We start from the raw sequence: 18,417 nt of genomic DNA, 5'->3' as shown, positions 1-18,417 counted from the left end.
GGGAGTCCACCGGTGCTCCGCGGCGCGGGGCCGTGCGGGTGCGGGCGTTGTCCACAGGCCCGACGCGGTGTCGGTGCTCGTTAGTAGGGTGTGAGACATGGCCGACCCCTCCAGCTACCGCCCCAGGCCGGGAGACATCCCGGACTCTCCCGGGGTGTACAGGTTCCGTGACGAGCACCGCCGGGTGATCTACGTCGGAAAGGCGAAAAGCCTGCGCCAGCGCCTGGCGAACTACTTCCAGGACCTGGCGAACCTGCACCCGCGCACCCGGACCATGGTGACCACCGCAGCGTCCGTGGAATGGACCGTGGTGTCCACCGAGGTGGAGGCGCTCCAGCTGGAGTACTCCTGGATCAAGGAGTACGACCCCCGGTTCAACGTCAAGTACCGCGACGACAAGAGCTACCCGTACCTCGCGGTCACCATGAGCGAGCAGTTCCCGCGCGTGCAGGTGATGCGGGGTCACAAGAAGAAGGGCGTGCGCTATTTCGGGCCGTATGCGCACGCGTGGGCCATCCGGGACACCGTCGACCTGCTGCTGCGGGTGTTCCCGGTGCGCACCTGCTCGGCGGGCGTCTTCAAGAACGCCACCCGCACCGGCCGCCCCTGCCTGCTCGGCTACATCGGCAAGTGCTCCGCCCCCTGCGTCGGCCGGATCACTCCTGAGGACCACCAGGAGCTGGCCGAGGAGTTCTGTGACTTCATGGCCGGCCGCACGGGGACCTACCTCCGCCGCCTGGAGAAGCAGATGATGGAGGCGGCCGAAGAGATGGAGTACGAGCGGGCGGCCCGTCTGCGGGATGACATCGAGGCCCTGAAGAAGGCCATGGAGAAGAACGCGGTCGTGCTCGCCGACGCGACCGACGCCGACCTCATCGCCGTCGCCGAGGACGAGCTGGAGGCGGCCGTGCAGATCTTCCATGTGCGCGGCGGCCGGGTCCGCGGTCAGCGCGGCTGGGTGACCGACAAGGTCGAGGAGGTCACCACCGGCGCCCTGGTCGAGCACGCGCTGCAGCAGCTGTACGGCGAGGAGAGCGGCGACGCGGTCCCCAAGGAGGTGCTGGTCCCGGCGCTGCCCGAGCCGGTCGAGCCGGTCCAGGAGTGGCTGACCGGCCGCCGCGGCGCGAACGTGTCGCTGCGCATCCCGCAGCGCGGCGACAAGAAGGCGCTCATGGAGACGGTGCAGCGCAACGCCCAGCAGGCCCTCGCGCTGCACAAGACCAAGCGCGCCTCCGACCTGACCACACGCTCGCGGGCCCTGGAGGAGATCGCCGAGGCCCTCGACCTGGACAGCGCCCCGCTGCGCATCGAGTGCTACGACATCTCGCACCTCCAGGGCGACGACGTGGTGGCCTCCATGGTCGTCTTCGAGGACGGCCTCCAGCGTAAGAGCGAGTACCGCCGCTTCCAGATCAAGGGCTTCGCCGGCCAGGACGACGTCCGCTCCATGCACGAGGTGATCACCCGCCGCTTCAGGCGCTACCTCGCCGAGAAGGAGCGGACCGGGGAGTGGGCCGACGGCACCTCCGCCGACGTCTCCATCCCCTCCGCCGACACCTCCGGCACCGACCGCACCTCCGGCATCTCCGCCGGTGTCTCCGCCACCGGTGGCACCGCACCCCACGGCTCCGACGCGGCAGGCTCCCCCGCCGACGGCCCTGGTATCCCGGGCCCCCTCGCCGACGGCTCAGGTGCCCCGGTCCTCCTCGCCGAGGGTGACGCCGCGCTCACCGGCGCGGAGGCGATCACCGACTCCCTCAAGGACGACGACGGCCGCCCCAGGAAGTTCGCCTACCCGCCCCAGCTGGTGGTGGTCGACGGCGGTCAGCCGCAGGTCGCGGCGGCCCGGCGCGCCCTGGACGAGCTGGGCATCGACGACATCGCCGTCTGCGGGCTGGCCAAGCGCCTGGAGGAGGTGTGGGTGCCCGGCGAGGACGACCCGGTGGTCCTGCCCCGCACCAGCGAGGGCCTCTACCTGCTCCAGCGCGTCCGCGACGAGGCGCACCGGTTCGCGATCACCTACCAGCGCACCAAGCGCGCCAAGCGCTTCCGCGCGGGCCCGCTGGACGACGTCCCCGGCCTCGGCGAGACCCGCAAACAGGCGCTCATCAAGCATTTCGGCTCGGTGAAGAAGCTGCGGTCGGCCACAATCGAGCAGATCCAGGAAGTGCCCGGGATAGGCCGGAAGACGGCCGAGACCATCGCCGTGGCCCTCGCCCAGGCGGCCCCGGCCGCACCCGCCGTGAACACGGCGACCGGAGAGATCATTGAGGACGAGGAACCCGATACGACGGGGGGTTCCTCGGGGGAGCCCGTGACCGCGGGCGCCCCGGACGAACGACGGGGGCAGGAGACATGACCGAGCACGACGCACAGCCCACAGGACGACGAGATCAGGCGCACAGCGCCACGGGCGACGAGGTCGTCCGGCACGACACCGGTCAGGACACCGGCCGGCAGGACACCCGGCACACGGGCCAGGACAACGGAGCACAGGTGAGTACGGGCAACGAGACAGCCGGGGCCCCCGAGGCGGCCATCCCAGAGCTGGTGATCATCTCCGGCATGTCCGGGGCCGGCCGGTCCACGGCCGCGAAGTGTCTGGAGGACCTCGGCTGGTTCGTCGTGGACAACCTGCCGCCCGCCCTCATCCCCACCATGGTGGAGCTGGGTGCCCGCTCGCAGGGCAACGTGGCGCGGATCGCGGTCGTCGTCGACGTGCGCGGCCGGCGCTTCTTCGACAACCTGCGCGAGTCCCTCGCCGACCTGGACACCCGGGGCGTCACCCGGCGGATCGTCTTCCTGGAGTCCTCCGACGATGCCCTGGTCCGCCGCTTCGAGTCGGTGCGCCGCCCGCACCCCCTGCAGGGCGACGGGCGCATCGTGGACGGCATCGCCGCCGAGCGGGAGCTGCTGCGCGAGCTGCGCGGCGACGCCGACCTGGTGATCGACACCTCCAGCCTCAACGTGCACGAGCTGCGCGCCAAGATGGACGCCCAGTTCGCCGGCGAGGAGGAGCCCGAGCTGCGGGCCACCGTGATGTCCTTCGGCTTCAAGTACGGCCTGCCGGTCGACGCCGACCTGGTCGCGGACATGCGGTTCCTGCCCAACCCGCACTGGGTGCCGGAGCTGCGCCCCTACACCGGGCTCAACGAGGAGGTCGCCGCCTACGTCTTCAACCAGCCCGGCGCGAAGGAGTTCCTCGACCGGTACGCCGAACTGCTGCGGCTCATCGCGGCCGGCTACCGGCGCGAGGGCAAGCGCTACGTGACCATCGCCATCGGCTGTACGGGCGGCAAGCACCGCTCGGTCGCGATGTCGGAGAAGCTCGCCGCGCGCCTCGCGGCCGAGGGCGTGGAGACGGTGGTCGTGCACCGGGACATGGGACGGGAATGACGGGACGTACACCGCGGCTGGGCAGGCTGCGCCGGATGGTCCCCGAGGCGCGCGCCGGCCGCCCGGCCGAGGTCCGCGGGGGCCGGCCCCGCCGGCGCGGTGCCCAGCCCAAGGTGGTCGCGCTCGGCGGCGGCATGGGGCTGTCCGCGTCGCTCGCCGCGCTGCGCCGGATCACCGGCGATCTCACCGCCGTCGTCACCGTCGCCGACGACGGCGGCTCCAGCGGGCGCCTGCGCGACGAGCTGGGCGTGCTGCCGCCCGGCGACCTGCGCAAGGCGCTGGCCGCGCTGTGCGGCGACGACGACTGGGGCCAGACCTGGGCGAGGGTCATCCAGCACCGCTTCCACTCCCAGGGCGATCTGCACGACCACGCGGTCGGCAACCTGCTGATCGTCGCCCTGTGGGAGCAGCTCGGCGACCATGTGCAGGCCCTGGACCTGGTGGGCAGGCTGCTCGGCGCGCACGGGCGGGTGCTGCCCATGTCGGCCGTACCGCTGGAACTGCAGGCCCTGGTCAAGGGGCACGACCCGGAACGTCCGGAGGACGTGGACACGGTGCGCGGGCAGGCGACCGTGGCCCTGACGCCCGGTGAGGTGCAGTCGGTGCATCTCGTGCCCCACGACCCGCCCGCGGTGCCCGAGGCGGTGGCCGCGGTCCTGGACGCGGACTGGGTGGTGCTCGGTCCGGGCTCCTGGTTCTCCTCGGTCATCCCGCACCTGCTCGTCCCGGAGCTGCTGGACGCGCTCACCGAGACCAAGGCACGCCGTGTGCTCTCCCTGAACCTGGCGCCGCAGCCCGGAGAAACCGAAGGCTTCTCCCCGCAGCGTCATTTGGAGGTTTTGGGGCGACACGCCCCTAAACTCGCCCTGGACGTGGTGCTGGCCGACGAGGCCGCCGTGCCCGACCGCGACTCGCTCACCGAGGCCGCCAAGCGGCTGGGAGCCGCGGTGGAGCTGGCGCCGGTGGCCAGGCCCGACGGTTCCCCCCGGCACGACCCGGAGCTGTTGGCCGCCGCGTACGACCGTATTTTTCGGATGCATGGAAGGATCGGCCCATGGCGATGACGGCAGCGGTGAAGGACGAGATCTCCCGGCTCCCCGTCACCCGGACCTGCTGCAGGAAGGCGGAGGTCTCCGCCATTCTGCGGTTCGCCGGCGGCCTCCACCTGGTGAGCGGGCGCATCGTGATCGAGGCGGAGCTGGACACCGCGATGGCGGCGCGCCGGCTCAAGCGGGACATCCTGGAGATCTTCGGGCACAGCTCCGAGCTGATCGTGATGGCGCCCGGCGGACTGCGCCGCGGCTCGCGGTACGTCGTACGGGTCGTCGCGGGCGGCGACCAGCTGGCCCGGCAGACGGGTCTCGTGGACGGCAGAGGCCGTCCGATCCGCGGTCTGCCGCCGCAGGTGGTCTCGGGGGCCACCTGCGACGCGGAGGCGGCCTGGCGCGGGGCCTTCCTGGCGCACGGCTCGCTGACCGAGCCCGGCCGCTCCTCCTCCCTGGAGGTGACCTGCCCGGGCCCGGAGGCGGCGCTCGCGCTGGTCGGGGCCGCCCGCAGACTGTCGATCGCCGCGAAGGCCCGCGAGGTGCGCGGGGTGGACCGGGTGGTCGTCCGGGACGGTGACGCGATCGGTGCCCTGCTCACCCGGCTGGGCGCCCACGAGTCGGTGCTGGCCTGGGAGGAGCGCCGGATGCGCCGTGAGGTGCGGGCCACGGCCAACCGGCTCGCCAACTTCGACGACGCCAACCTGCGCCGCTCGGCCCGTGCCGCCGTGGCGGCCGGGGCCCGGGTCCAGCGCGCCCTGGAGATCCTGGGCGACGAGGTGCCCGAGCACCTCGCCGCCGCCGGGCGGCTGCGCATGGAGCACAAGCAGGCCTCCCTGGAGGAGCTGGGCGCGCTCGCCGACCCGCCGCTGACCAAGGACGCGGTCGCGGGCCGTATCCGCCGGCTGCTGGCGATGGCCGACAAGCGCGCCGCCGACCTGGGCATCCCGGGCACGGAGGCGAACCTCAGCGAGGAGCTCGCGGACAACCTGGCCGGCTGACCGGACGGGGCGTCAACTCGCCGGTGCCGTCCTCCGATCGGGTGGTCGGCACCGGCGTTTGCGTGTCCGTGAGGCGCTCTTGACTCGATCATGAAGTGACATGAGCCTGGCAGCCTGTTCGCCGCTGCGGCGGACCACCGCTAGGGGGGTTCATGAGACACAGAGCGAGATCGATCCTCGCTGTCGGCGCGCTTCTCATCGGCGGAGCGAGCCTCGCACCCACAGCCCAGGCACAGGACGCGGACCCGGCACCCTCCGGGCCGGACGAGGTCAAGGTCTTCCGCGCCGAGGTCACCAAGAAGCAGGTACCCCTGCTGCTCAAGGCCGGCCAGGACGGACACGAACTCGGTGAGCAGGCCGCCGCGGGCGGCAGGACCCGGGTCGAGGTCTACCTCACCGACAAACAGGCCGCACAACTGCGCAAGCAGGGCGTCACCCTCACCGAGCACACCCTGTCGGCCCGGGCGGAGGCCCGGGTCGAGGACGCCGCGCAGGGCGTGTTCCGCCCGTACAGCGGCAGCGGCGGGCTCAAGGAGGAGATCCTCCGGACCGCCCGGGCCCACCCCGGCCTCACCAAGGTCGAGTCCATCGGCAGGACCGTCAAGGGCCAGGACATCCTCGCGCTCAAACTGACCAGGAACGCGAAGAAGTCCGAGGACGGCTCCAAGCCCTCCGTGCTGTACATGTCCAACCAGCACGCGCGCGAGTGGATCACGCCGGAGATGACCCGGCGGCTGATGCACTACTACCTGGACCACTACAAGACCGACAAGCGCGTCAAGAAGATCGTCGACTCGACGGAGCTGTGGTTCGTCCTGTCGGCCAACCCCGACGGCTACGACTACACCTTCAAGGACTCCGGCACCCGCCTGTGGCGCAAGAACCTGCGGGACGTCAACGGCGACGGCGTCATCAGCACGGGTGACGGCGTCGACCTGAACCGCAACTTCCCCTACAAGTGGGGCTATGACGACGAGGGTTCGTCCCCCAACCCCACCAGCCAGACCTACCGCGGCGCGAGCCCGGGGTCCGAACCCGAGACGAAGGCGCTGGACGGCTTCGAGAAGCGCATCGGCTTCCGGTACGGCATCAACTACCACTCCGCGGCCGAACTCCTGCTGTACGGCGTCGGGTGGCAGGTGGCCACGCCCACCCCCGACGACGTCCTCTACAAGGCGCTGGCCGGCACCCCCGGCAACTCCGCCGTCCCGGGTTACCACCCGCAGGTCTCCTCGGAGCTGTACACCACCAACGGCGAGGCGGACGGCCACGCGTCGAACGTCAACGGGATGGCGATGTTCACCCCGGAGATGTCGACCTGTCAGACGGCGTCGGACCTCGATCCGGACGACGCCTGGAAGAGCCAGGACTGCCAGTCGGTCTTCAACTTCCCCGACGACGAGAAGCTGATCCGGCAGGAGTTCGCCAAGAACGTCCCGTTCGCGCTCTCCGTCGCCGAGACCGCCGTGCACCCCGACAAGCCGGCCTCCTCGGTCGGTCTGAGCGCCGCCGACTTCACCCCGGCCGCGTTCCCGGCGTCGTACTCCCGGGGCGCCGGCCAGGAGGTCTCGGTCGTCGTCCGCAAGGCGATCCGGGACAAGGAGCTCAAGTACCGCGTGAACGGCGGCCGTACGCTCGGCCGGGCGCTGAAGGCCTGGAAGGGCGGGCAGACCTACGGCGGGGACGACGACCTCTACTTCGACGAGTACCGCGCCCGGGTGCGGGACGGCAGGCCGGGCGACAAGGTCGAGGTGTGGTTCACCGGCGTCGCCGGGAAGGGGAAGAAGGTCTCCAGCACCCACTTCACGTACACCGTCGCCAAGCGGCCGCAGGCGGACACCCTCGTGGTCGCCGAGGAGGGCACGGCCGCCACGCAGGCGCAGACGTACGTGGACGCGCTGAAGGCCGCGGGGCACCGGGCCCTCGTCTGGGACGTGGCCACGCAGGGCGCCCCGGACGCGCTCGGCGTACTGAAGCACTTCCGGACGGTCGTGCACTACTCCGGCGCGAACGGCCCCGCCAACGCCACCCAGCTCCAGCTGCGCGCCTACCTCAACGAGGGCGGCAGGCTGATCGAGGCCGGCGAGCTGGCCGGCGGCAGTGTCGACCTGGGCGACGGCACCCTGTCGGACGACTTCAGCCAGTACTACCTGGGCGCCTACAGCCGTACGTCGACCAAGGGCGCCACAGGCTTCACGGGAACCGGTGCGCTCGGCGGCTTCAGCGGCGCCCTCGGCGACGCACCCGGCAACCCGCTGGACAAGGCCGGCACCTACGGCGTCACCTCCGACGAACTGCCGGCCACCACGTACCCGCAGTTCAAGAGCGCGGGCGCGGGCACCTTCGCCGGGACCGTGAACCCGTACGGACCGTACGCGGGCTCCGCGATGGCCGCCGCCGTGCACACCGACGACGCCTACAAGCGCCTCACCCGCACCATCGACCTCACCGGTGTGAGCGCGGCCGGCAAGCCGGCCCTGAGCACCCGCCTGCTGTGGGACACCGAGCCCGGCTACGACCACGCGGTGGTCGAGGCCCACACGGTGGGCACCGACGACTGGACGACTCTGCCGGAGGCGGGAGGGGCCACCGGGACGGCGGTGCCGGACGACTGCGGGGGCGGGTTCCTGATCGGCGAGCACCCGTGGCTGAAGCACTATCTGACGCTCACGGGCAACGCCTGCACCGCGACCGGCACCACCGGTTCCTGGCACAGCCTCACCGGCAGCTCCGCCGGCTGGCAGCAGGTGAGCTTCGACCTGAGCGCGTACGCCGGCAAGTCCGTCGAGGTCTCCATCAGCTACATCACCGACCCCGGCAGCGGCGGGCACGGTGTCCTCGCCGACGACGCCTCGCTGGTCGTGGGAGGCGCGGCCCGGGAGACCGAGGGCTTCGAGTCGTCCCTCGGCGCCTGGAAGGCGGCCGGCCCGCCCGCCGGCAGTCCGGCGGTGCTGAAGGACTGGACGCGCACCGGAACCCTGTTCCAGACCCATGGAGCGGTCACCACGGACGACACCGTGCTGCTCGGTTTCGGCCTGGAACAGGTGCCGTCGGCGGCCGATCGCGCGGCTCTGCTGCGCAAGGCGTACGACTCGCTCGACAGGTGAGCGGAACCCCCTCTCAACGGTGCGCGAACGGGGTACTCATCAACTGAGCCGACCCGCTCACGAACGAGTGAAAGAAGCGTCAAAAGCGCCTCGTATTCCGTAATGAATACGGACGAATCCGCTGCCGATCCGAGGCGGTCCGTACCCCTACTGGCGGGTACGGACCGCCTGCCCGTGTATGGGACATCTCGATGTCACCTCGGGGCCCTCAGAGAGGTAGGGTCGGTGGTGGTCGGGGACATCCCAAACAGAGCTCGCCGGCACCGCATGGCCGGCGTACCAACGAGGAGATCGGTTCGTGACGATCCGCGTAGGCATCAACGGCTTCGGCCGCATCGGGCGTAACTACTTCCGCGCGCTGCTGGAGCAGGGGGCGGACATCGAGGTTGTGGCTGTCAACGACCTGGGTGACACCGCGACCACCGCTCACCTGCTCAAGTACGACACGATCCTGGGCCGCCTCAAGCAGGAGGTCTCCCACACCGCCGACACCATCACCGTCGACGGTCACACCATCAAGGTGCTGTCCGAGCGCAACCCGGCCGACATCCCCTGGGGCGAGCTGGGCGTCGACATCGTCATCGAGTCCACCGGCATCTTCACCAAGAAGGAAGACGCCGCGAAGCACATCGCCGGCGGCGCCAAGAAGGTCCTCATCTCGGCTCCGGCCAAGGACGAGGACATCACCATCGTGATGGGCGTCAACCAGGACAAGTACGACCCGGCGAACCACCACGTCATCTCCAACGCCTCCTGCACCACCAACTGTGTGGCGCCGATGGCGAAGGTCCTCGACGAGAACTTCGGCATCGTCAAGGGCCTGATGACGACGGTGCACGCGTACACGAACGACCAGCGCATCCTGGACTTCCCGCACAAGGACCTGCGCCGCGCCCGTGCCGCCGCCGAGAACATCATCCCGACCACCACCGGTGCCGCCAAGGCCACCGCCCTGGTCCTGCCGCAGCTCAAGGGCAAGCTGGACGGCATCGCCATGCGCGTCCCGGTCCCGACCGGCTCGGTCACCGACCTGGTCGTGGAGCTCGGCCGCGAGGTCACCAAGGAAGAGGTCAACGCCGCCTTCCAGAAGGCCGCCGAGGGCGAGCTGAAGGGCCTCCTCGACTACACCGAGGACGCGATCGTCTCCTCCGACATCGTCAACGCCCCGGCCTCCTGCACCTTCGACTCCTCCCTGACCATGGTCCAGGAGGGCAAGAACGTGAAGGTCATCGGCTGGTACGACAACGAGTGGGGCTACTCCAACCGCCTCGTCGACCTCACGGTCTTCGTCGGCAACCAGCTCTGATCGCCAGCAGGACCCCGAAGTGAGAGCAGGGCCCGTGCAGCGCAATGCCGCGCTGTCCGGGCCCTGTCCCACGTACTGACCACGTCCTTTTACGATCAGGTGCACCACGAGCCCTCCTGTAGGAGTCCACTCAATGAAGACGATCGACGAACTTCTCGCCGACGGCGTGAGCGGCAAGCGGGTCTTCGTCCGCGCCGACCTCAACGTGCCGCTGGCCGACGGCGCGATCACCGACGACGGCCGCATCCGCGCCGTCCTGCCGACCATCAAGGCGCTCGCCGAGGCCGGCGCCAAGGTGGTCGTCGCCTCGCACCTGGGCCGCCCCAAGGGCGCCCCGGACCCCGCTTTCTCGCTGCTGCCCGCCGCCGAGCGCCTCGGTGAACTCCTCGGTGCCCCGGTCGCCTTCGCCCAGGACACCGTCGGCCCGGCCGCCCACGACGCCGTCGACGGCCTCCAGTCCGGCCAGGTCGCGGTCATCGAGAACCTGCGCTTCAACCCCGGCGAGACCGCCAAGGACGACACCGAGCGCGGCGAGTTCGCCGACCGGCTCGCCGCCCTCGCCGACGTCTACGTCGGCGACGGCTTCGGCGCCGTGCACCGCAAGCACGCCTCCGTCTACGACCTCCCGGCCCGGCTGCCGCACTACGCCGGCTACCTGATCGCCACCGAGGTCGGCGTCCTGAAGAAGCTCACCGAGGACGTCAAGCGCCCCTACGTCGTCGCGCTCGGCGGCGCCAAGGTCTCCGACAAGCTCGCCGTCATCGACCAGCTGCTCGGCAAGGCCGACCGGCTGCTCATCGGCGGCGGCATGGCCTACACCTTCCTCAAGGCCAAGGGCTACGAGGTCGGCATCTCCCTCCTGCAGGAGGACCAGATCCCGGCCGTCACCGAGTACCTGGAGCGCGCCGAGAAGCAGGGCGTGGAGCTGGTGCTCCCCGTCGACGTCGTGGTCGCCCGGGAGTTCCCGGACCTGAAGACCAAGGCGCCCACCGACAACACCGTGGTCGACGCGGACAAGATCCCCGCCGACCAGGAGGGCCTGGACATCGGCCCGAAGACCCGAGAGCTCTACGCCTCGAAGCTCGCCGACGCCGCGACCGTGTTCTGGAACGGTCCGATGGGCGTCTTCGAGCACCCCGACTACGCCGAGGGCACCAAGGCGGTCGCCCAGGCACTCGTCGACTCGCCCGGCTTCAGCGTCGTCGGCGGCGGTGACTCCGCCGCGGCCGTGCGTACGCTCGGCTTCGACGAGAACGCGTTCGGCCACATCTCGACCGGTGGCGGCGCCTCCCTCGAATACCTCGAGGGCAAGACGCTCCCCGGCCTCGCCGCACTGGAGGACTGACCCCGCATGACGACCCGCACGCCGCTGATGGCGGGCAACTGGAAGATGAACCTCAACCACCTCGAGGCCATCGCACACGTCCAGAAGCTCGCCTTCGCCCTGGCCGACAAGGACTACGAGGCCGTCGAGGTCGCCGTCCTGCCCCCCTTCACCGACCTGCGCTCGGTGCAGACCCTGGTCGACGGCGACAAGCTCAAGATCAAGTACGGTGCCCAGGACATCTCGCAGCACGACTCCGGTGCCTACACCGGCGAGATCTCCGGCCCGATGCTGGCCAAGCTCAAGTGCACCTACGTGGTCATCGGCCACTCCGAGCGCCGCCAGTACCACCACGAGACCGACGAGACCGTCAACGCCAAGGTCAAGGCGGCCTACAAGCACGGGCTGACCCCGATCCTGTGCGTGGGCGAGGAGCTGGACGTCCGCCAGGCCGGCAACCACGTCACCCACACCCTCGCCCAGATCGAGGGCGGTCTGAAGGACCTGCCCGCCGAGCAGGCCGAGACGATCGTGATCGCCTACGAGCCCGTCTGGGCCATCGGCACCGGCCAGGTCTGCGGCGCCGACGACGCCCAGGAGGTCTGCGCCGCCATCCGCGCCAAGCTCGCCGAGCTCTACTCGCAGGACGTGGCCGACAAGATCCGCATCCAGTACGGCGGCTCCGTGAAGTCCGGCAACGTCGCCGAGATCATGGCGAAGGCCGACATCGACGGTGCCCTGGTCGGCGGTGCCTCGCTGGACGCCGACGAGTTCGTCAAGATCGTGCGCTTCCGCGACCAGTGATCCTGGTTGTGAGTAGGCGGTAGCCGCGATACGTCGTACTCTTGCGGGGGCACAGCCGAGGTGCTGTGCCCCCGTCGTCCATCCGAATCCGAGGAAGTTGGTCCAGCCGTGGTTTTGGGGTTCTCGATCGCCCTGATCGTCTTCAGCCTGCTGCTGATGCTGCTGGTGCTGATGCACAAGGGGAAGGGCGGCGGCCTCTCCGACATGTTCGGCGGTGGCATGCAGTCCTCCGTCGGCGGCTCCTCGGTCGCCGAGCGCAACCTGGACCGCATCACCATCGTGGTGGGCCTGCTGTGGTTCGCGTGCATCATCGTCCTCGGCATCGTGATGAAGACGACCGGCTGACACGCGAACAGCACATTCCGCTCGTAAAGCCCCATGTTCGGTACGCGCCCCCGAGCGCGGCCTATCATGGGGCTTGCGTCTGGATATGGGGGCCGGTAACTCCAGTCACTGGACGCGCGTTGGGCCTTACGTAGACTGAGGCGCTCGCGGCGAAGCGAAACGTCGACTCGCTTCGCGGCACCATCACGCAGGGAGTTACGACCGTGGCAAGTGGCAACGCGATCCGAGGAAGCCGGGTCGGGGCGGGGCCGATGGGCGAGGCCGAGCGCGGCGAGTCCGCGCCGCGTCTGCGCATCTCCTTCTGGTGCTCCAACGGGCACGAGACGCAGCCCAGCTTCGCCAGCGACGCGCAGGTTCCCGACACCTGGGACTGCCCGCGCTGCGGCTTCCCCGCCGGCCAGGACCGGGACAACCCGCCGGACCCGCCGCGCACCGAACCGTACAAGACGCACCTCGCGTACGTGCGGGAGCGGCGCAGCGACGCGGACGGCGAGGCGATCCTCGCCGAGGCGCTCGCCAAACTGCGCGGCGAGATCTAGGACTTTCACCGGCCGGGTGCCCGCGGGCACCCGGCCGGAGCCGTATCCGCCACGCGGCGCCGACCGATTGTCAGTGGTGCCCTCTACGGTTTTCGTGAAGGTGCGAACCGTGAGGGGGAGTTGTGACGGCGGTCGGGGCGATCGGGGCGCGGGAGAGGCGGGCGCCCGCGTGGCGCGGGGGTTTCGGGCGGCTGTGGAGCGCCGCCGTGCTCTCCAGCTTCGGTGACGCGTTGCGTACGGCCGCCCTGCCGCTGCTCGCCGCCTCGCTGACCGACCGGCCCCTGCTCATCGCGGCCGTGACCGCCTGCGGCTACCTGCCGTGGATCGTTTTCGGACTGATCGGCGGGGCGGTCGCCGACCGCGTGGACCAGAGGCGGGCGATGTGGACGGTGGACGCGGTGCGCGGACTGCTCGTCGCCTCCTTCGCGGTCGTCGTCGCCCTCGGGCACGCCTCGATCGCCCTGCTCATCGCGCTCGCGTTCACCCTGACCACGCTTCAGACGCTCTTCGACAACGCCGCCACGGCCCTGCTGCCGGCGCTGGTGGACCGGGAGGCACTGGGCGGTGCCAACGCCCGGCTGCTGACCGGGCAGAAGATCACCGGCGGTCTGCTCGGGGCGCCCGCCGCGCCGGTCCTGATCGCCGCGGGGACGGCCGTGCCCTTCGCGGCCGACGCGGCCACCTTCCTCGTGGCCGCCGCGCTGGTCGCGTCCCTGCGGACCGGCGCAGCCGAGCGCGCGCCGAGACCGGCGGGCGGCACCCTGCGCCGGGACGTCGGCGAGGGGCTGCGCACCCTGTGGCACGACCGGGCTCTGCGCGGACTGTGCGCCTCCACAGCCCTGTGCAACGTCGGCATGGGCGCCCTGATCGCCACCCTGGTGGTCCTCGTGACCGGCTGGCTGGACGCCGGCAGCGGCGGATACGCGGCGGCGGCCACCGCCTACACCGTCGGCGGGCTGGCCGGGGGAGTCGCGAACCGGCGGATCACGGCCCGGGCCGGCGCCCTGCGGACCGTCCTGCTCGCCGGCACCGTACAGATCGGCGCTCTCGTCGTCATGGGTGCCGTGCGCAGCCTGGCCGCCCTGGTGGCCGCCCTCGCGGTGTTCGGGTTCATGGGCATGCTGTGGAACGTCAACTCCACCACCCTGATGCAGCAACGCGCCCCCGCCGAGCTGCTCGGCCGGGTCGGCGCGGCCTTCCGCACCCTGGCCGTCGCGGGAGCCCCGCTGGGCGCGCTCCTCGGCGGTGCCGTGGCCACGGCCTGGGGACCCAACACACCGGCCCTGCTCACGGCCGCCTGCTTCGTCCTGTCCGTCATCTCGCTGATACCGGTCCGCAAGGAGGACGTACCTGTTGTTGCGCCGGACGACGGCGTCACGACGGCTCACGCCGTGCGGTGATCAATTAGGTTGGAACAGCTGGGACAGGCACGAAAGAAGGCTGAAGTCGGATATGAACGCAGACGGCCGTACCAGGCTCAACCAGACGCCCGAGTGGACCGCGCTCGCCAAGCACCGGGAGGAGCTGGCGGACACCCATCTGAGAGACCTGTTCGCCGCCGATCCCGCGCGCGGCACCGGGTACACCCTCCGGGTCGGCGACCTGTACATCGACTACTCGAAGCACCTGGTCACCGACGAGACGCTGCGCCTGCTGCGCGAGCTGGCCGCGGCCACGGACGTCTTCGGCCTCAGGGACGCCATGTTCCGCGGCGAGAAGATCAACATCACCGAGGACCGGGCCGTGCTGCACACCGCGCTGCGGGCACCGCGCGACGCAGTGATCGAGGTCGACGGCGAGAACGTGGTCCCGGCCGTGCACGCCGTGCTCGACAGGATGAGCGACTTCGCCGAGCGGGTCCGCTCCGGCGCCTGGACCGGCCACACCGGCAAGCGCATCAAGAACGTCGTCAACGTCGGCATCGGCGGTTCCGACCTCGGCCCCGCGATGGCCTACGAGGTGCTGCGCAGCTTCACCGACCGCGACCTCACCGTGCGCTTCGTCTCCAACGTGGACGGCGCCGACCTGCACGAGGCCACGCGGGACCTGGACCCGGCGGAGACGCTGTTCATCATCGCCTCCAAGACCTTCACCACCATCGAGACCATCACCAACGCGACCTCCGCGCGGAAGTGGCTGCTGGCCGCGCTCGGCGACAAGGCGGCGGTGGCCAAGCACTTCGTCGCGCTGTCCACGAACGCCGAGAAGGTCGCCGAGTTCGGGATCGACACGGCCAACATGTTCGAGTTCTGGGACTGGGTCGGCGGCCGGTACTCGTACGACTCCGCGATCGGCCTGTCCCTGATGATCGCCATCGGCCCGGACCGCTTCCGCGAGATGCTGGACGGCTTCCGGATCGTCGACGACCACTTCCGCACCGCGCCCGCCGAGGCCAACGTTCCGCTGCTGCTGGGCCTGCTGGGCATCTGGTACGACAACTTCCACGACGCGCAGTCACACGCGGTGCTGCCCTACTCGCACTACCTGTCGAAGTTCACCGCCTACCTCCAGCAGCTGGACATGGAGTCCAACGGCAAGTACGTCGCCCGTGACGGCAAGCAGGTCGAGTGGCAGACCGGGCCGGTGGTGTGGGGCACGCCCGGCACCAACGGACAGCACGCCTATTACCAGTTGATCCACCAGGGCACCAAGCTGATCCCGGCGGACTTCATCGGTTTCGCCGAGCCGGTCGCCGAGCTGAGCGGTGAACTCAAGGCGCAGCACGATCTGCTGATGGCCAACTTCTTCGCCCAGACCCAGGCGCTCGCCTTCGGCAAGACGGCGGAGGAGGTCCGCGCGGAGGGCGTGCCCGAGGAACTGGTTCCGCACAAGACCTTCCAGGGCAACCGGCCGACCACCACGATCCTCGCGCGCGAGCTGACCCCGTCCGTGCTCGGCCAGCTCGTCGCGCTGTACGAGCACAAGGTGTTCGTGCAGGGCGCGGTGTGGAACATCGACTCCTTCGACCAGTGGGGCGTGGAGCTGGGCAAGGTCCTCGCCAAGCGGATCGAGCCCGCGCTCACCGAGGGTGCCGAGGTCCCGGGCCTGGACGCGTCGACCAAGGCGCTGGTCGCCAAGTACCGGGAGCTGCGCGGCCGGAGCTGACGAGGCCGGCGCCGAACCGGCCACGGGCCACCGCCACGGCCACCGCCCCCGCTCGCGGTGGCCGACGCCGTCCTGGCGCACACGGAGGCGACCATCCGCCCCGAGCCGGACCGGGCGGTGGCACGGGAACGCCGGCGGCACGCGTCCGGCGCGTCCCGCTCAGCCCACCGCGCTCAACGTGTCCGCGAGGCGGCGGCGGGCCGAGCGGGTCGCCGGCAGCGTGGCCAGGGCCGCCGCGCCCAGCACGGCGGCCGCGCCCAGCAGGAGCAGCAGACCGGGGGAGGGGGACTGGGCGATGCCGGCGCCGATGCCGCTGGAGCCGCCCTGGGCGTCGATCAGCCGGCGGGCCAGCGGCAGCCCCAGCACCGTACCGGCGACGACCGCCGCCAGCGCCGTACAGCTCGTCGCCGTCACCGTGATCGCGGTGATCTGCCGGGGGGACATGCCGATCGCCCGGAGCGCCAGCACGTCCCGCTCGCCCTCGCGGACGCTGCCGCCGATCGCGGTGAGCAGCTCGACCAGGCCGATGAGGGCCAGGACGGCGATCAGCCCGGCGACGACTCCGCGCAGCGGGGACAGCCCGTCGGCGGGGTTCGTCACGGGATGCACCTCCAGGTGGCCGCGGCCCGCCGAGACCAGCGCGGCGGCCACCCGGTGCGGGTCGGCGCCGGGGCGCAGCCGCAGTTCGTAGAAGGCGGGCGCCAGCCCGGGGTCGTTCTCGCGGAGGGTGTCCAGGGAGGTGGTCACGACCCGTCCGGCGTTGCGCGGTTCGAGGGTGCGGCCCACGATGTGCAGGATCTGCGGCCGGTCGCCCACCGTCATCCGCACCCAGTCGCCGACCCGCGCGTGCAGCAGGTCGAGCAGGCCCTGGCCGGCCACCGCCTCGTCCGGTCCGTGTGCGGCGCGGCCCTCGGCGAGGGCGTAGGGGTAGGGCTCGGCGCGGGTGCCGACGCCACGCAGGGCGATGGTGCCGGTCTGGCCGGGGACCAGCGCGGCCACCTCGACGCCCGGGTAGGCGGCGCGGACCCGGGAGTCCCGCGTGAGCACGGCCCGTACGCCGGAGGCGTCCAGGGCGTCGTCCGAGCGAACGGTGAGCGTCGTCGGCAGTCCCACCCGCTCGGGGCTGCTGTGGAAGCGGTCGAGGGTGGTCCAGGCACTGAGCGCCACGACGATCAGCAGCAGCGGCAGGGTCAGCCGGGCCACGGTGGCCAGCGACCGGCCGCGCCCGGCGAACGCCTTGTGGCAGCCGAGGACCAGGGCGGCCGGCAGCCGCAGGCCGAGCGCCCGCCGGGCCGGTCCGGTCAGCCCTCCGCCCTTCGGCGCGGCCGGACGCGGCACCGGAACCGGCGGCACCCGGCCCGCCCGCCAGGCCGCGAGCCCCGTGGTCAGGCCGATGAACAGCACCGCGCCCGCCGGTATCACGCACAGCGCCAGGCTGTGTCCGGGCAGCCCCTGCCACACCCCCACCGCGTCCCCGAGCCGTCCCGGGACCCGGCTGCCCAGTCCCTCGGTGAGGGCCGCCGCGGCCACGGCACCGAGCAGGGCGTACGCCAGGTGCTGGAGCAGGAAGATCCGTACCACCTGGCCGGGCGTGAAGCCGATCGCCTTCAGCACCGAGAGGTCGCGCAGATGCCCGCGGATGCGGGTGGCGATCGCGCCGTGCACCGCGAACCCGGCGGCGATCAGGGCGCCCAGACCGAACAGCCCGAGCACCTGGCCGAGCAGCCGGTTGTCGCCCTGGGCCTCGGCGCGGGCCTGCTGCCAGGTGGAGACCTCGCCGACCGCCCCGGCGCCCAGCACGGTGACGGCGCGCTGGACGGCGTAGTCCGTGTCGCCGGGATCGTCGAGCCGCAGCCCGATGACCTGGCCGGCCGGGGCGCGCACCGCGGACGGCAGCGCCCACACCAGGCCCGGCTGCTCGCCGGGGCGGTACGGGGGTTCGGCACTGTCCGCGATGCCCTCGACGGTGAGGGTGCGGGCCGTGCCGGGGAGGGTCAGGGTGTCGCCGGGCTCGGCCAGCAGGGCGCGGGCGAGGCTGCTCTCCAGCACCACCCCGTCCGGCGCGGCCGGGTCCAGCCAGCGCCCGGCGGTGAGCAGGGGCCGGCTCACGGTGGGCGGGCGCGGGGTGCCGCGCAGCTCCACGGAGGCGCGGGTGCCGCGCGCTGCGACGGTGGCGGACTCGGTGCGGTAGGGGCCGGCGACGGAGCCGACGCCGTCGAGCCGGGCCAGCTCGGGAGCGTCGGCGGACAGCGCGGTGTGCAGCCACACGTGGGCTCCGCGCGCCTCGGCGAAGGTCCGCTGCCAGGGGTTGGTGGCGTAGCCGAACAGGGCGGTGGCGAACAGCAGGGAGGCGACGATGCCTGCGGTGGCCAGCACCAGGAACAGCGCCTCGCCGCGGTGCGTCCGCAGATCCGAGTGCGCCCAGCGCAACGTGGCCCGCACGTCCC

The 18,417-nt window shown here is 71.4% G+C and carries 13 protein-coding genes; 12 read left to right on the top strand and 1 reads right to left on the bottom strand.

Annotated elements, in window-relative coordinates; genetic code table 11:
* Window positions 1–97 precede the first annotated feature (97 nt).
* The 12 genes from uvrC (at window position 98) to pgi (ending at window position 15,970) form a co-directional block, all read left to right on the top strand.
* The gene (gene uvrC, locus S1361_RS10730) at window positions 98–2,359 is read left to right on the top strand and encodes an excinuclease ABC subunit UvrC (protein WP_208031618.1); all 2,262 of its coding nucleotides are present in this window, start codon (window positions 98–100) and stop codon (window positions 2,357–2,359) included.
* Window positions 2,356–3,396, top strand: a complete 1,041-nt coding sequence (gene rapZ / locus S1361_RS10725; RefSeq protein WP_208031617.1) for an RNase adapter RapZ — start codon at window positions 2,356–2,358, stop codon at window positions 3,394–3,396. Before uvrC ends, rapZ begins: the two co-directional genes overlap by 4 nt.
* A complete protein-coding gene (locus tag S1361_RS10720) occupies window positions 3,393–4,460 on the top strand; it encodes a gluconeogenesis factor YvcK family protein (protein ID WP_208031616.1) in 1,068 nt (355 codons plus the stop codon). The genes rapZ and S1361_RS10720 overlap by 4 nt, the downstream gene beginning before the upstream one ends.
* Window positions 4,451–5,440 (top strand): DNA-binding protein WhiA, encoded by a 990-nt coding sequence (whiA, locus tag S1361_RS10715; protein WP_030583311.1) that lies wholly within the window; start codon window positions 4,451–4,453, stop codon window positions 5,438–5,440. Before S1361_RS10720 ends, whiA begins: the two co-directional genes overlap by 10 nt.
* 152 nt (window positions 5,441–5,592) lie before the next feature.
* Window positions 5,593–8,547, top strand: a complete 2,955-nt coding sequence (locus S1361_RS10710; RefSeq protein WP_208031615.1) for a M14 family metallopeptidase — start codon at window positions 5,593–5,595, stop codon at window positions 8,545–8,547.
* A 298-nt stretch (window positions 8,548–8,845) separates the two neighbouring features.
* On the top strand, window positions 8,846–9,853 hold the full coding sequence (gene gap, locus S1361_RS10705; protein ID WP_208031614.1) for a type I glyceraldehyde-3-phosphate dehydrogenase: 1,008 nt from the start codon (window positions 8,846–8,848) through the stop codon (window positions 9,851–9,853).
* Between the two features lie 133 nt (window positions 9,854–9,986).
* The gene (locus tag S1361_RS10700) at window positions 9,987–11,198 is read left to right on the top strand and encodes a phosphoglycerate kinase (RefSeq protein WP_208031613.1); all 1,212 of its coding nucleotides are present in this window, start codon (window positions 9,987–9,989) and stop codon (window positions 11,196–11,198) included.
* Between the two features lie 6 nt (window positions 11,199–11,204).
* Window positions 11,205–11,981 carry a triose-phosphate isomerase gene (gene tpiA / locus S1361_RS10695; RefSeq protein WP_208031612.1) on the top strand — a complete coding sequence of 259 codons (777 nt, stop codon included), beginning with the start codon at window positions 11,205–11,207 and terminating at the stop codon, window positions 11,979–11,981.
* Between the two features lie 108 nt (window positions 11,982–12,089).
* On the top strand, window positions 12,090–12,326 hold the full coding sequence (gene secG, locus S1361_RS10690; protein WP_208031611.1) for a preprotein translocase subunit SecG: 237 nt from the start codon (window positions 12,090–12,092) through the stop codon (window positions 12,324–12,326).
* A gap of 203 nt (window positions 12,327–12,529) precedes the next feature.
* Window positions 12,530–12,865 carry an RNA polymerase-binding protein RbpA gene (locus S1361_RS10685; RefSeq protein WP_003957010.1) on the top strand — a complete coding sequence of 112 codons (336 nt, stop codon included), beginning with the start codon at window positions 12,530–12,532 and terminating at the stop codon, window positions 12,863–12,865.
* A 122-nt stretch (window positions 12,866–12,987) separates the two neighbouring features.
* Entirely contained in the window at window positions 12,988–14,265 is a 1,278-nt protein-coding gene (locus S1361_RS10680; protein ID WP_425086598.1) for an MFS transporter, read from the top strand.
* A gap of 52 nt (window positions 14,266–14,317) precedes the next feature.
* Window positions 14,318–15,970, top strand: a complete 1,653-nt coding sequence (gene pgi / locus S1361_RS10675) for a glucose-6-phosphate isomerase (RefSeq protein WP_208031610.1) — start codon at window positions 14,318–14,320, stop codon at window positions 15,968–15,970.
* Between the two features lie 159 nt (window positions 15,971–16,129).
* Here the strand turns inward: pgi and S1361_RS10670 are convergent, their stop codons facing one another.
* Window positions 16,130–18,412, bottom strand: a complete 2,283-nt coding sequence (locus tag S1361_RS10670) for an ABC transporter permease (protein ID WP_208036545.1) — start codon at window positions 18,410–18,412, stop codon at window positions 16,130–16,132.
* Window positions 18,413–18,417: the final 5 nt, after the last annotated feature.

The organism is Streptomyces cyanogenus, from assembly GCF_017526105.1.
GTDB lineage: Bacteria > Actinomycetota > Actinomycetes > Streptomycetales > Streptomycetaceae > Streptomyces > Streptomyces cyanogenus.
This window is presented reverse-complemented; position numbering and strand designations above follow the sequence as displayed.